Source organism: Lactococcus ileimucosae, assembly GCF_943193185.1.
Lineage (GTDB): Bacteria > Bacillota > Bacilli > Lactobacillales > Streptococcaceae > Lactococcus > Lactococcus ileimucosae.
In genome coordinates, this window is the sequence record NZ_CALPDE010000018.1 from 12667 (window position 1) to 27779 (window position 15113).

The 15113-nt window shown below is 38.0% G+C and carries 15 protein-coding genes; 1 reads left to right on the forward strand and 14 read right to left on the reverse strand.

Annotation, left to right across the window (positions count from 1 at the left end):
• Nucleotides 1-16: 16 nt before the first annotated feature.
• From NFR51_RS08280 to hemW, 3 genes are all read right to left on the reverse strand, one after another.
• Complete coding sequence (locus NFR51_RS08280) at nucleotides 17-910, reverse strand: DNA/RNA non-specific endonuclease (RefSeq protein ID WP_251713235.1); 894 nt, start codon at nucleotides 908-910, stop codon at nucleotides 17-19.
• Nucleotides 911-1018: 108 nt separating this feature from the next.
• Nucleotides 1019-1831 carry a glycoside hydrolase family 25 protein gene (locus tag NFR51_RS08285; RefSeq protein WP_251713236.1) on the reverse strand — a complete coding sequence of 271 codons (813 nt, stop codon included), beginning with the start codon at nucleotides 1829-1831 and terminating at the stop codon, nucleotides 1019-1021.
• 70 nt (nucleotides 1832-1901) lie between these two features.
• Nucleotides 1902-3026, reverse strand: coding sequence for a radical SAM family heme chaperone HemW (gene hemW / locus NFR51_RS08290; protein WP_251713237.1), 1125 nt, complete (start codon nucleotides 3024-3026; stop codon nucleotides 1902-1904).
• A 272-nt stretch (nucleotides 3027-3298) separates the two neighbouring features.
• Here hemW and NFR51_RS08295 point away from each other — a divergent pair, with 272 nt between their 5' ends.
• Entirely contained in the window at nucleotides 3299-4894 is a 1596-nt protein-coding gene (locus NFR51_RS08295; protein ID WP_251713238.1) for a bifunctional aspartate transaminase/aspartate 4-decarboxylase, read from the forward strand.
• A 78-nt stretch (nucleotides 4895-4972) separates the two neighbouring features.
• On the opposite strand, the gene NFR51_RS08300 is transcribed toward NFR51_RS08295, so the two are convergent.
• The 11 genes from NFR51_RS08300 to truB form a co-directional block, all read right to left on the reverse strand.
• Entirely contained in the window at nucleotides 4973-5683 is a 711-nt protein-coding gene (locus tag NFR51_RS08300) for a transaldolase (protein ID WP_251713239.1), read from the reverse strand.
• The gene (gene ulaA, locus NFR51_RS08305) at nucleotides 5680-6999 is read right to left on the reverse strand and encodes a PTS ascorbate transporter subunit IIC (protein WP_251713259.1); all 1320 of its coding nucleotides are present in this window, start codon (nucleotides 6997-6999) and stop codon (nucleotides 5680-5682) included. Before ulaA ends, NFR51_RS08300 begins: the two co-directional genes overlap by 4 nt.
• A 94-nt stretch (nucleotides 7000-7093) precedes the next feature.
• Entirely contained in the window at nucleotides 7094-7381 is a 288-nt protein-coding gene (locus NFR51_RS08310) for a PTS sugar transporter subunit IIB (RefSeq protein ID WP_202230380.1), read from the reverse strand.
• 3 nt (nucleotides 7382-7384) lie between these two features.
• Nucleotides 7385-7843 (reverse strand): PTS sugar transporter subunit IIA, encoded by a 459-nt coding sequence (locus NFR51_RS08315; protein ID WP_251713240.1) that lies wholly within the window; start codon nucleotides 7841-7843, stop codon nucleotides 7385-7387.
• A 14-nt stretch (nucleotides 7844-7857) separates the two neighbouring features.
• Complete coding sequence (locus NFR51_RS08320) at nucleotides 7858-9483, reverse strand: BglG family transcription antiterminator (protein ID WP_251713241.1); 1626 nt, start codon at nucleotides 9481-9483, stop codon at nucleotides 7858-7860.
• A gap of 192 nt (nucleotides 9484-9675) precedes the next feature.
• Complete coding sequence (locus NFR51_RS08325; RefSeq protein WP_251713242.1) at nucleotides 9676-10959, reverse strand: glycosyltransferase family 2 protein; 1284 nt, start codon at nucleotides 10957-10959, stop codon at nucleotides 9676-9678.
• Nucleotides 10952-11470 carry a hypothetical protein gene (locus NFR51_RS08330; RefSeq protein ID WP_251713243.1) on the reverse strand — a complete coding sequence of 173 codons (519 nt, stop codon included), beginning with the start codon at nucleotides 11468-11470 and terminating at the stop codon, nucleotides 10952-10954. The genes NFR51_RS08325 and NFR51_RS08330 overlap by 8 nt, the downstream gene beginning before the upstream one ends.
• 18 nt (nucleotides 11471-11488) lie before the next feature.
• Nucleotides 11489-12154 (reverse strand): hypothetical protein, encoded by a 666-nt coding sequence (locus NFR51_RS08335; RefSeq protein WP_251713244.1) that lies wholly within the window; start codon nucleotides 12152-12154, stop codon nucleotides 11489-11491.
• 173 nt (nucleotides 12155-12327) lie between these two features.
• Nucleotides 12328-13086, reverse strand: coding sequence for a triose-phosphate isomerase (gene tpiA / locus NFR51_RS08340; protein ID WP_251713245.1), 759 nt, complete (start codon nucleotides 13084-13086; stop codon nucleotides 12328-12330).
• A 126-nt stretch (nucleotides 13087-13212) separates the two neighbouring features.
• Nucleotides 13213-14118 carry a bifunctional riboflavin kinase/FAD synthetase gene (locus tag NFR51_RS08345; protein WP_251713246.1) on the reverse strand — a complete coding sequence of 302 codons (906 nt, stop codon included), beginning with the start codon at nucleotides 14116-14118 and terminating at the stop codon, nucleotides 13213-13215.
• A gap of 1 nt (nucleotide 14119) precedes the next feature.
• The gene (gene truB, locus NFR51_RS08350) at nucleotides 14120-15025 is read right to left on the reverse strand and encodes a tRNA pseudouridine(55) synthase TruB (RefSeq protein WP_251713247.1); all 906 of its coding nucleotides are present in this window, start codon (nucleotides 15023-15025) and stop codon (nucleotides 14120-14122) included.
• Nucleotides 15026-15113 lie beyond the last annotated feature (88 nt).

Consider the following 15113-nt stretch of genomic DNA (forward strand, 5'->3'; position numbering starts at 1 on the left):
TAAACACACCATCTTCTTATCGCATCAATGTTCCCTCTCCAGTGGAATAATCAATCTGAACGCCTGGTTGTACATTGGGAATAAAAACATTAAACTCTAAACTGCCATCCTTGGATTTTGCTTCCATATGCGTACCATAAGGAACCAAGTCGTTTCCTTCATAAAGCGGTTCAACACGATAGCGTACCGTTTTGTTCTTGTCTAGCGCTTGACGCACTAGACCCTCATAATAGTTTTGTCCTGTATTTTCATCATTGCCATTACTGGACTGATTAGCCCATGCTGTTTGGGTGCTAATATTTTTCGGGTTTGCCTCCGAAGCATCAAAACTTTTAATGCTTCCAGCCAAAGCATAGCCAATAGAATGCCCCCTGTTATAGAGTGTTGTATATGGTCCTGCCGGAATCATCAATTGTTTCCAGCCAACAGGGTTTATTTTTGCTGCATTAGACTTCCCATCTGCTCCAGATGTTTCTGTACGTTTTTTGTATTGACGGCTGCTCTTGTTCAGTAAAGCATTTGCCAGCTTGGGACGTCCCAAACGGTCTTGATTTTCCAGCTGTACATATGGCGCGCTATTTACATTTGCGTTAAGCTCTGTCTTATTATCATTTATAATAAAAGCACCTGTTCCATTATAAGTTACCGCCCCTTTTAAATTCTTTTTAATTGAGGGCGTTAGAACGGATTGAGCGAGTGACTGGGTAGGAACTTTGTCCTCAATACTTCCAAAGTCAACTTTACTAAACTTTTTCAGTTGTTGACTTTGTTTCGGTTGATTCTGAGAAGATGAACCAGAGACTATGGATAAAATTTCTGGGTTTGCCTTGAGAAAGCCCAAGCCAAGAATGACAACGGTACCAATAATTCCCGCGCTTGACTTAAGTCTTATTTGCTTTTTCTTTGCCATCCTTATTCCTGTTTTTATACCTTTCTCATTGTATTACTTACATTTTCCATTATTTCTAAAATATCATAAAGAAAAGAGACTTCCGTCTGCTTTTATTTTGTCTTTGCTTTATTGAGGATTTCTAAAAAGTTTGTCATACTGCTCTTGAGTACGAATCAGGTTTAAGTCCAAGTGTCCACCATAGCTAGAAAGGCGGCCACGATCTGTGAACTGGTGCATATCATAACTTAAAGTTGTTTTAGGAGAGCTGTCCCACATACCAGTATTTCGACCATAATCAGCCATCCAAATGGAGCTAAAATGGCTTGAATCAATCTTGTGATCATTTAAGAACCAGTCCTGCGCATATATCCCAATGTTCTTTACACCTAAGCTCTCCAATTCCGTACGGAAAGCTTCAACCCCCTCGCTCATATTATTCATACTCACTTCTTCAACATCAAGCCAATAGTAGGTTGGATTAAAAGGATGCGCACGTTCATAAAACAAACGGGCCTGTTCCTTCATTTCTTCAACATTTTTCCCATTGACATAAGCATAAACCGCGACAGGTACACCTCGTTTTTGTAATTCTGTTATATGCGTTTTAAACTGTCTATCTTCACCATTTTTATAGGCAGCTGCATTGTCTTTGCTCGACTTTCCAGTCTGGACACGCACAATAGCTCCAATAATTTCTTGGCTCATCAAATTATAGTCAATATCTTCAGGGCGCTGCCAGGCAGATACATCCACAGCAAATCTGTTTAAATCAACTTCATTATTTGCCAATAATTTATTTACAACCACTGTTTCTGCTTTGTTGTGATTTGTTGCTACTGCCTCAGGAACTTGATAACGCAAATTTCCAAAAATAAAGACTAAGGCAGTAAAAATCCCAGCAATAATAACAGTTGCTAGAGGGGTAAGTTTTTTTCTCATATTACTATTTTTACTCTTCATTCACACCATTGTAACATAGATTGATGTAATCTTTTTCTCAAATGCATACTTAATCTAAAAGAAAGCGTTCAAAGACTTCATTCCCTAACTCAAAGCCCTTCTCTGTCATCTGAATACGACCTTCAGCTTCAAAAAGTAACTTTTGGGCAATCAAGTCCTGAATAGTCTTTCCATAGACATCTTCAAGTTTTTGCTTAAATTTTTCCTGAAATCGATCTCTAGAGACTCCTGATTTCTTACGTAAGCCCAGAAACATCTCTTCTTCAATCATTTCTTTCCGTGTCAAAATTTCTTCATTGATTCTTTTATTTTCCTCACGTAAATAATGATGAATCGGACCGTGATTTTTATAGCGGATTCCATCCAAATACCCTGAAGCTCCCGCTCCGATACCGTAGTATTCAGCATTGTCCCAATAAGTCAAGTTATGCTTACTTTCATAACCTCTCTTTCCGAAGTTTGACACTTCATAATGAGAATAGCCATTAGCTGTAAGTGTATCAACAATATACTCGTACATATCTGCATTACGTTCATCAGAAGGCAAACGTAAATGCCCGCGACGTTGGCGATTCATAAATATGGTATGGTCTTCCAAAATCAAGCTGTACAATGCGACATGAGGCAGGTCCAACTCCAAAAACTTCTTCACATCTCTTTCGACCATCTCCATTGTTTGGTTGGGTAAACCGTAGATTAAATCAATAGTGATATTTTTAAAACCCACAGCACTCAACCGTTCAATGGCTCTATAAACTTGCGCTTCTGTATGCGTTCTACCAATCTTTTTCAGCAACTTGTCATCAAAAGATTGTACGCCAAGGGAGATTCGGTTGACGGGTGAACCTGCCAAGACAGCAAGAACGTCCTCTGTCAAGTCAGAAGGATTAGCCTCTACTGTGAATTCTTCAAGTTCATCCAAGTCCAAGTTTTTGGTCAAATGTCTTAAGAGTTTTTCTAACTGCTCAGCAGGCAGAACACTTGGGGTTCCACCACCAACATAGAGTGTCTTTAAACTTGTAATTTGGTAAGAATCATATTCTTTAAGCAGCTCATCAATGTAGTCCTCGACAGGTTGACCAGTCAACAGAACTTTAGCAAAATCACAGTAATAACAAATGTGTGAACAAAAAGGGATATGTATATAAGCTGCTTTTGCTTTATTTTTACTCACTTTTATTCCTCTTCATAATCTGTTTAAGTCCCTTACTTGTTCCAATTCTATCTCCCATTCTTAATTTCTAAAGTCAAGAGTCCCAAAATATTGAATAAGAGAAGATAGATAGGACAAGTCAGATGTTCTCGGATTCAAAAAACTCATATCGTTCTATTGTAACAAAAACCAAGCAGAAATTTTATCATTTTATACTATTCTAGTCAAATTGTTTTTGTTTATTATGTTATAATTAATAGCAAAGGTTCAATAAAATTCAGCTGGGAGAACATATGGAAAAAGAAGTTACCATTACTGACTACACTGGTTTAGGAGCATTTGAAGTCAGCTTTGAAATGCTTAAACTGGCAGAAAAAAATAAGAAAGACAATATCTTTTTAAATGCTGGACGTGGTAATCCGAACTGGATTAATACAAAAGCACGCTTGGCTTTCAATCGTCTGATTGAATTTGGTATCAAAGACTCCCTTCGTACCATTGAAAAAGCCGATATGGCTGGTTACACAACGTTAAAGGGTATTGGACAAAGATTTGAGGCCTTTCTAGAGCCCGATGATGATGAAATCGATAAGTTTTTGATTGATGTCATGGACTATATCGAGATTGATCTCAAGCTCAATATTGACGAAGTAATCAAAGAGTTCATCGATGGTGCTATTGGAAATAACTATCCCGTACCCAGTCGTTGTTTGAAAAATACAGAGATTATACTGAATCGTTTTATGGAGAAAATCCTCTATAACGGTGTTCATCTTGAAGATAAGACACAGATTTTCCCGACAGAAGGGGGAACAGCAGCCATTGTCTATATTTTCAACTCGCTTAAGCGTAATAAGTTGGTTGTTCCTGGTGACAAGATTGCCATCAATACACCTATCTTCACCCCTTATTTACAGTTGCCTGGACTGAGCGAATTTAATCTGGTGGAAACACTCATAACTTCTGATGAAAGTGACAATTGGAACATCCCAGAAACAGAGATTGAAAAATTATCTGATCCTGATATTAAAGCGTTCTTTTTAGTAAATCCGTCAAATCCAGGTTCTAAGGCTTTCAACCAAGAAACACTTCAAGCCTTGAAACGTGCTGTTGAAAAAAACCCAAATTTGATTATTATTACAGATGACGTCTATGGCACTTTCGTTCAAGATTTCCAATCTGTTTACAGTGTTGTTCCCTATAACACAATTTTAGTTTACTCTTTCTCAAAACTGTTTGGAGCAACAGGATGGCGTTTAGGTCTTATTGCTATGCAGGAAGACAATGTGTTTGATCGCCTAATTTCTGAACTTGATCCTGAAGACATTGAGAAGTTAGATAAACGCTATGATATTGTTACTCATGATACAGCAGAATTACCTTTTATTGAACGCATTGTTGCTGATTCGCGTTCTGTTGGACTTTATCATACCGCTGGACTCTCAACGCCTCAGCAAATCATGGAAGTTCTCTTTGCTTTCACACACTTGATCCATCGCAAAGAAGCAGATCCTTACTTTGAGGCCTGCGAATCGCTCATCGATGAACGCTATCAAGATTTGCTTAAAGCAATGAAACTAGAGCCCGATAATTCTAAAGAAAATGCCAAATACTATACACTGGTTGATATTTACCATTTAGCTGAAATTCGTTTTGGTAAAAAATTCCGGACTTATCTCGAAGAGAACTTTGATTACCTTGAGTTTCTGCTCAATCTTGCAGATAAAAATGGCGTTGTTTTAATGGATGGTACAGGTTTTGGGGCTTCGAGTGGAACGCTTCGTATTTCTCAAGCCAACCTTCCTACTGAAGATTATTATTTGATTGGTAAGCAAATCATCAATTTACTTAAAGAATATTATTCTGATTATCTGAAAAAGAGGGAATGAGTTTTCTGACAAATAGCTTGTGTATTAAAGTAAACAAAAAAACGCTTGAAAAATTTTTCAAGCGTTTTTTGCTTTGGTTTAGTCCAATATTGTAAAGCCAAGTGTTTTTACATCCTGGTTAAACATTTTTACAGTATCCAGTGAAAGTTGTTCCAAATCCATATGATACATGCTTAACTTGTCAAGAATTGCTGGTGGTACGGTGATAATATCAGCTCCAAGTTCTTCTGCTTGGATAATATTGTAAACTTCACGTGTTGAAGCCCAAAGCAGTTTGGTCCCTTCTTTTTGGCGACAAATGTCTAACGCCTTTCTCATCAAAGGTTTGGGGTTAATCCCTGTGTCTGCAATGCGACCTGCAAAGACTGAAATTATATTTTCAGTACCTGGAGCAAGAGCTGCAACCGTGTCTTCTACCTGTTTTTCAGTCATTAAAGCTGTCACGTTAAGCTTCAAACCTTGAGCAGAGAGTTTTTTAATCAACGGTACACTTGATTCTCCTAAAGTATTTGTGATAGGAATTTTCACAAAAACATTTTCACCTAGCTCAGCCATGAGGAGAGCCTCTTTTTCCATGGTTTCAAAATCATCTCCAAAAACTTCAAAACTAATGGGTAACCCTTCAACCTTATCCAAAGCCTCACGCGCAAACGCTATATAATCCGTAACTCCAGCCTTTTTCATAAGCGATGGGTTCGTTGTAAATCCTGTTACAAGTCCCTTTTCTTTCATTGCCAACATGTCTGAAATTACAGCTCCATCAGAATATATCTCAATATTAAATTTCATTTTTCTTCTCCTTCAAATTCAACATTATTTATCGCACGTTTTGAGGGTCTCAAAATGCTTGGGAGGAATAGTACAAGCACAGTAAAAGCTACAAGTAACCAGATACCCATTTGACCAAATGTTCCCCCAACACGACCGAGAAGTATACCAATCGTACCAAAGTCAAAATCACCAAATGTAGCATTAGCAAATCCTAGATTTCCCAAGACTGGTAAAAGCCATGCTGGAAGGAAAGTAATTGCTAGCCCATTGACAAATGAACCGACAATAGCCCCTCGTCTTCCACCTGTCGCATTTCCATAAACACCTGCTGTTGCGCCACAAAAGAAATGTGGAACAAGCCCTGGGATTATAAGCACTCCTCCAACAGCCCCCAGAATAGCCATGCCAACCAATCCTGCAGCAAAACTTGAGATAAAGCCGATGATTACGGCAGTTTGAGCGTATGGGAAGAACACTGCACAGTCAACCGCTGGTACCGCATTCGGAATAATCTTTTCAGCAATCCCTTGAAATGCAGGAAGTAAGTCTTGTAAAATCATACGAACACCAGCATAAACAATGGCAACCCCAACAGCAAACTTTAAGGCACTAATGATAGCAAACAAGTAAGGGGATTGTCCACCCGATAGTGTCATTACAAAGTCTGATCCAGCTGCGATTGCAGAAACAAGATAGAAAATAATCATAATCAATGCAGTTGAAATTGTCGTATTACGTAAAAACCCAAATTTTTCCGAAACCTGAATATCTTCTGTAGATTTAGAGCCTTTACCTACGAGTCCCCCAATCCAAGCCGAAATATAATATCCAACTGATCCAAAATGCCCCATCGCTATATCATCGCCATCTGTAACCTTGAGCGTATATTTTTGGCCAATTGCTGGAGAAATCGAACTCCATGCCCCCAGAAAGAATCCTCCAGTAGCTACAAGCATTGCGCCTTTAAAACCAAGAGCACCGAGCACAGCCGAAAGCAAACAAGCCATAAAGAATGAATGGTGTCCTGTCAGAAAAATATATTTATAGCGCGTAATGCGAGCAATCAAGAGATTAACTACCAGTCCAACAATAAGGATAGACATTGTTTCAACACCTAGAATATCCTGTGCTGTTGCGACCACAGCTTCATTATTTGGAATGACTCCTGTAATGTGGAAGCCTTTTTCAATCATTTTGGACAAGGGATCCATTGCCCCTACAATAACATCTGCACCAGCTGCGAGCATCAAATAGCCAAGAATCGGCCCCAGAGTTCCTGTCATAACTTTATGCGCTGGCGCTCTTAATGCAAGTAGACCAACAAAAGCCACCATACCAATCAGAAACGCTGGTTCACTGAATAGATCTCTGACAAACTCTAAAAATATCACCTTTAATCCTCCTAAAATTATTTATAGACAATTGAAGTTATTCTTTTTCTGCCACAATCTCTTGCAAAACAGGAAGAACATCTTCTGTAATTTGTTTTTTATTCACATAGCTACGTACAACTGCTACTTTTTTCCCCTCAGGGAACTGGTTCGCAAATTCATCCACAGTAACAAATAAATCGGCTGCTTCTCCCATTGCTGCGTTAAAGTCACTTGGTCTTGCATCCACTTCGATTCCATTTGCTTTTGCAATTTGATTTACTTTCATAGCAAGTAAGTTGCTACTTCCTATACCATTTCCGCATACTGTAATTACTTTTAACATCTTCTAAGTCTCCTTCTGAATAATTTCATTTGCTTTTTCAATAAAAGTTTGTTTTTCTTTAGTTTCCAGTAACAGCTCCACTTTTTCTTCATCATCAATCAAGGAAGAAATTTGTGTCAGCAGCTCCAGATGCTCGGTATTGTTTCTAGTGGCTAAACAGATAATCAATGATACATCCTCTGTTTCGCTAAATGCTACGCCCTCTTCTAAACGTAAAATGCTCACTGATGTCGCCTTTGCACCTGACTCTGGCCGTGCATGAGGTAAAGCCACTTTCGGTACAAGTACGATATACTCACCGTGTTCAATCACATTTTGAATCATCGCGTCAATATAGCGTTCTTCAATTAGTCCGTTTTCCAAAAGTGGTTGAGCAGCGCACCGTATTGCTTCTTGCCAAGTTTCGACCTTGTCTTTGAATTGAATATAAGGATTGAAAATTTCTTTTTCTCTTTTTTTCATGACTTTTATTCTATTTAAATATTCCTTTCTTCTATCATCTTGGAAATAAACCACTCCTTGTCACTCATTCCTCTGATAATCATCTTCATCACAGGTTCCATTGTTTTATAATTTTCTGGTACCATAAGTAAGACTATAATATCTACCTCTTTTCCTCCCCAGCTGATTGGATTATTCAATACCACAGCCGAAATGTTCTTCTTGTTAACATATTTGGGGCTCCCATGTGGCAAAGCAAATCCATTTTCTAGATAGGTTCCTATTTTTTCTGACTCCCAAAGTGACAGCATAAAGTTAGCTTTTTGACGAGCGTCATCAAACTCATGCTGCGCAATCAGATAGTTCAATACTTCTTCTCGAGTCTTTAAGTCCAAAAAATAAATGTGATCAAAAAGGTCTACTTTTTTTACATTTTCTAACAGTAAATCTTGCTTCTTTTCCTCCTCAATAAAATCTATAAATTGATTCATAATGGCTTTCATATCTTTAGCCGTAAGCATGGTCGTAACTTTGACAACTGGTTTTTCTAGCTTAGGCAAATCCATTGTCGTCACGACAAATGCAACCTTGCTCATATCAACATTCTCTAGATGTGTCACTGATACCGTTTCAATACTGGTGCTACTTGGTAGAATATGAGCAATCTTAGCAGAAATGTAAGAGCTTGCACCAACACCATTTGGACAGACAAGTAAGATTTTATTTACCCTTTTCACACGTTCAATCGCTGCTTGAAAATGAATAACAATAAAACCTAATTCATCATCAGAGAGTTCAAGCGGATATTGCTTATCAAAATCCTGCAAAGCTAACCAGACAATACCGTACAGCGCAGGGTAACGTTTTTTCATTTCCTCAGTCAAAGGGTTATGTACTGAATTTTGCGCCTCTGTTCGTAATAAAAGTTGATAGAGGTGGACAGCAAGCTCTTCTTGCAAACGTCCATCACTCAAAATAGCAATATCGATATTCTCACAAACTCTTTTTATAAAGCGTTCAGTTTCTTTGCGAAACTTGAGCGGCACACTATCTTGACTTTCGAAAATATTCCAGCCACTCCCCGCAATAATATAACTAAGATGTTGAAGTTCTTCCAAAGAAAACTGATAAATTCCAGAAGCTTCAATTTTTTGAAGTAAATCATGAGTAAAAGGATAAATATTAAATCCTGATATAAGTTCCTCTAATTTATCTCTTTCTTGGATCTCAATATACTTTCCTGCTCTACCACGTTGCACCATAACAGTGATGGAAACAACTATATTTTGCCCATAGCTTTCTGAAATATCAAGTTTTCTTTCTCTCAGAAGTTGATAAAAAATGGCAGATATATGTGACAATAAAGCCTCGTCAATGAAGTAATTTCTTCTTTCATCTGACAATGCAGCCAGTATAATTTGTTTTATTACTTTTTGAAATTGTGCCTCAGCAGCTTTGAGATAAGTTCCTGAATTGTCAAAAGTCATTTTCAATCCTTCACGAGCCAACAGTTTTTTTATGTAGGATATATCATTGGCAATACTACTTCTTGAGACAAAATACTCTTCAGAAAGCTTTTTGTAGCTTAAGTGTTCCTGATTCATCAAGCGTTCTAAGATAACAAATTTACGCTGCTGGCTGTTAGGAATTTCTCCTTTCATTACGACCTCCCCTCTTTTTGAATACGGTTACATTTTAACATAGATGTACTTTTACAGGAAGACCAAATTTAAGAAAATTTAATCTATAAAAAACTGAACACTTAAAAAATTACTGAAAATAAGCTTCTATAAAATAAAAAAATGCCTCACTAAGGCAACATTTGTATGTTTTAGTGAAGCACTTTTATTTTTTTAATCTTTCATCTTGGTACGTGTTGGACTTACCCAAGTTCCCTCACCTTGAAGGCCCATGACTGCTTTGAGAGCTGGGAGGAAGGTTGTGATGATGGTCAGAGTATTGACCTGCCAATACCAGAGCATATAAACGGGGGCAAAGAAAAGATATTTCAGTTTTTTGGCATGATTGTCCATAACCAAAGCTGCAAAAAGCTGCCATGATCCGACAATCGCCATAAAGGAGTAAAAGACAAATATCATGTCAACATAATGTAACAGCGCCTCTGTTTGTTGGCTGAGTATCAACCAGAAAAAGCGAAAGAGCATATAAAAAAGTCCAAAACAATAAAGGAAGCTCCACAAGATAGACCCCGTCTGATCAATCATCATTACCACTTGACTGATATGCTTTAGCGGATGTTTAAAAACCTTGAAAAAATTAGTAAAGTAAACTTCGATTCCACCTTTAGCCCAACGTTTCCGTTGTTTATAAAGCATTTCCAAAGTACTTGGCACATTCATATAAAACATAATGTCAGGGTCAAACAGAGCTTGCCAGCCATTCAACTGATGATCCCAAGTAATGGAGATATCTTCTGTTGCTCTGTCTTGACGAAAGAGTCCTGCATCGTAAACAGCAGCCTTACGATACATTGTATTGGCACCAGAATAAGCATACATAGAGCCCAAAAGTCCTAATTGACTCCGCTTGATAATTCCTACAATGGATGAAAATTCAACCGTCTGCGACTTTTCTAATAGAAGTGAACGGTTTTGGACATCCATATTGGCCGTTACGGCAGCACAGTTTTGGTAAGCAGGATCCATGAAATAATTCATATACTTGATGAGCGCATCTGGTTCAGGCACAGTGTCCGCATCATTTGAAAGAACAAATTCGCCTTTACAAAAAGATATTCCGATGTTAAAAGCGTGCGCTTTCCCCTTATTTTTCTCCACATGAAGCACTCTGAGATTCGAGTAACGGAAAGCAAGAGAGGCGAGAATTTCCGAAGTCATATCATAGGAGCCATCGTCACAAACCAGCACCTCATAGTTTTCATAGTTGAGCTCATTCATCAGATACTCAATGGTTTCTTCAATCATCACTTCTTCATTGTGTGCAGGAATCATGATCGAAACCATCGGTTGCTCTGCTGCTGCGATGGGCTGGAACTTACGGTTTCGTCCGCTGTAGAAATAGCGGTAATAAATCCCTCCAATGGTCCAACCTACTGCACCAATCAAAGGATAGCAGACAAGCACCCAAAATAGATTTTGCAGTATAGAGTCACTCATAAGGATAACCTCCGTCCTTGAAACGTTCATGAGCAAAGCCTGTGTCTAGATTTTTTTCAGGAACGACAGAATAATAATCGACATTTTCACGAAATTCGCGATTCCCAAATCTTTCAGTATAAGCTTCTTCCAAAATCGCACAACGGGCCGCAGCACGTTCTTCATCGTATGTTTTTCTCTCCGGATAATTTTTTTTCAAATTACGGTTATTTCTCAGTAGAAAAAATCCTCCAATAATGATGAAAACGAGCAAGGAGAGAATCACCATGATAAAAAGGTCACGAGCCAATATCAAACCATCTGCCCAAGTCCAACGATAGATATTTCTCCAAATCCGTTGTCTGGAGACAGAGTTTATCAAAGTCAAAAGTGGGAAGATAATCATCCACCAAAAAGCCAGAGTAACTAAGGTTTGACGTAATTTAAGTAAAAAATTTCCTCCTTCAAAATATTTATCCTTGACAAAATCTTTTGTCGCATCAGATTGCCTTTCTTTTTCTTTACTATTCATCTCTTTTACTTTCTATGCTCATTCAAAAATTTCAGCCAAGAAATTAAGATAACGATTTTGTCGCTCTCTTTCAATCAATGGTATCTCATCTTCTCCCAAAAGAACGTGTGCACTGTCCTTATTTTTAATATCTTGCTCCAGCTTGTTGATGGCTTTTTCTAGGGTCATCTCTGGATTATTTTCCTGTGTTCGGATTAAAAAAGTAACTGACCTTACAGATAAAAACTTGTCTGGGATACGTGAATGCATCAGTAGTCCTGACTCTAAAATATTTTTAAGTTCTAGGCCTATCTCATTTTTCTGATCATTCATGGCTTGATAAACTCTTTTTTTAACACGCTTCGCTCCAAATTTTATCCACCCTTGGCGCCAGCTGTGCATTACAAAAAGATAAGAATACACGGCAAAAGATGAACATAAAAGTAAGATACCAACAATCACAATGTAAGGGTTATCCAAAGTTTCCCCAAAAGTAGTCACTGAAATTAAATCCGTTGTCTCAATAATTACAAATATAATAAGAAGTGTCGCAGGTATAATAAGGGAAAACAGCATTGCCATCGTTGCTGCTTCTTCTGTCTGTTTTTTTCTTGCCTCACGTTTCAAGTTATCTCGCTTACGAATATTTTCTTGAAGCTGCTCTAATATGTCTAAAACGGCATAAGAATATTCTATATCTGTCATTCACATCACCTCTTTTACACCATTGTAACATTTTCATCTATTAAATAAAATAAATTTCAGAAAGTAAGATAAACATATAGAAAATTTGAGAGCCAGATCGTTTTCTTGTGCTACTTCCTCCTAAAATTTGTGAAAAAAAAAGAGAAACTCCAATGAGTTTCACTTTCAACCAATTATTTGTAAATTTCAAGTAGACCAAGGAAAGAATCTGCTTCAAGTGAAGCTCCACCAACCAAGGCACCGTCGATATTTTCTTTAGACATAAGTTCTGCAACTGTTTCAGGTTTTACAGAACCACCATATTGGATACGTACTGCATCTGCAACTTCCTTGCCATAAAGTTTTTCAACAGTTGAACGAACAACCCCACAAGTTTCGTCAGCGATTTCAGCTGTTGCAGTTTTACCTGTACCGATAGCCCAGATTGGTTCGTAAGCGATGACCATGTTCGCAACATCCTTACCGTCAATACCAGCGAGACCAGCTTCGATTTGAGCTGAAACCCACTCTGCTGTTTTACCAGCTTCGAAAGTTTCAAGTGTTTCACCACAGCAAAGGATTGGTGTTACACCAGCCTCAATAAGCGCTTTCGCTTTTTTATTGATGTCTTCGTCTGTTTCGTGGAAATATTCACGACGTTCGCTATGACCAATGATAGAGTACTCAATACCTTCAGCTGCAAGCATGGCAGGAGCAATTTCACCAGTGAAAGCTCCTGAATTTTCAAAGTAAACATTTTCAGCTGCAACTTTAAGTGGGTTATTTCCGCGTTCTTGCACCATTGATACAAGGTAAAGTGCAGGTGCTGCAATAGCAACATCTACTTTGTCTTCTGCTGGCAATTTGCCATCAATCTTTGCGATAAATTCTTTAACCTCTTTGAGGTTTTTATTCAATTTCCAGTTACCAGCGATAATAGGTTTACGTGACATTATTAATGTTCTCCTTAAAAATTGTTCTTATTAAGTATATCACAATCTGAAACTTTCTGCTAAGATTAATGTTCTATTTTCGCGAAAGACAGATTTAGAAAAGCCTTATTCCAGATAAGACTTACTTTACTTTTCTTGATATTGGCGTGCTTTTTTTTCATCCTCTTTCATCTGAGCAATTAGAGCATCAATACTTTCAAACTTAATCATGTCACGGATTTTATCTAACCAAAGGACAGTTAGTTTTTCTCCATAAAGATCCAGATCCTTGTCGAAAATATGAATTTCTACTGTCTTTTCTTTGCCATTAAAAGTTTCGTTGTAGCCGATTGAGGCGAACCCTCTTTGCCGTTTTCCTTGTAATAAGACATCAACGGTATAAACTCCGGGAGACGGAATATGAATAAAGTCCTTTATGGCTAGATTAGCCGTTGGGTAGCCAATCGTACGACCACGAGCAAAGCCATGCACGACAATTCCAGTGATTTCATAAGGATAACCCAAAAGTACATTGGCTGCTGCAATATCTCCCGTTTTCACTAATTCACGAATACGTGTAGATGAGATTTTTCCTTTTTCATCAGAGACTTCTGGAACAACAACAACTTTGTACTGGTCATTGCCTTTGAGCTGTGTCATGTCTGAGCCTGTCTTATGATCAAAACCTGTGATAACAACTTTAGGCAAGAATTTATCGAGGACATTCTTGGAGAACTCCTCTGCAGTCTGTTTTGCAAAACGAGAAGTAAAATCCTTAAAGATAAGATAGTCTACACCATTTTCTGCAAACAGTGCTTCTCGTTTCTTATCACTGGTTAATTTCAAGAGCATATCAGGTTCAAACTTTTGAAAGATGAGCGTTGGTTTTTCTGGAAAGGTTAAGACGGCAATTTTCAAATTCAAAACCGCTGCGAGTTTTTTTGCTTCTGCAAAAAGAGCTTGGTGTCCTCGATGCAAGCCATCAAAATAACCTAAAACAAGGACAGTTGGTTCATTCCAATTTTCAATTTCGTCAAAATACAAAGTTTTCATTTTAATTTATTACCTTATGTGGTTTTAAGATTCCTGATTTTTCGGGATGTTTCATATAGACAGCCAGAAGTTTTTCCTTATAAAATAAGGCCACTTTTTTTTCTGCATCTACATTTTCGAAATCAGACAGTTCAAATTTTTTGCCGACACGTACTGCTTCTGCTTGCTCAGACTTTAAGTCAACACGAGGTAAGTCAGATACAGCGACTTCTTTTGGCTGCAGTATCTGTCCAAGTTCTTCCAGTTTCGCGTATTCTTCAATTTGCTCTAAGGTCAAAGCATCGTCAATCTGTAAACCATTGGCAGATGTTCTTTGCAATTTTGACATATGTCCTGCATAACCTAAAGCAGCAGCTAAATCTACAGCAAGCGTGCGGACATAAGTTCCCTTGCTGCAGGCTACACGAAAAGTAAAACGCGCACAATCTTCCTTAAAAGTAATTGGGCTTGTACGCACGAATTCTTTTATCATCACTTGGCGTATGGGACGCTCAACATTCTCTCCCGCACGCGCATATTCATAAAGACGTTTGCCCTTTACTTTAACAGCAGAATACATCGGTGGTATTTGTTGAATTTCGCCTAGAAATTTTGTCATTGCGGTATCAATCGTTTCCTCAGATAGATGTGTAGGAACTTTCGTTACCTCGATAACTGCCCCTTCCGCATCCTCAGTTTCTGTCGAAAATCCTAAAGTTACTTCGCCTTCATAGACTTTTCCTGACTCTTCCATGTACTCTAAAAGCCGTGTTGCTTTTCCTACTGCGATAGGAAGAACTCCTGTCACTTGGGGGTCAAGAGTACCTCCATGTCCGATTTTTTTTGTTTTCAATATCCCACGCAGCTTTGCCACGACATCAAAAGATGTCCAACCTGCTTCTTTATATACATTCAGAATTCCGTTCATAGCTCAATCATTATAGCACTTTTTCAAACTTATTTCAGCTAGAAGTTTCTGTTAAAGTAAGATTATATCTCAAAACAACTTGACTCAA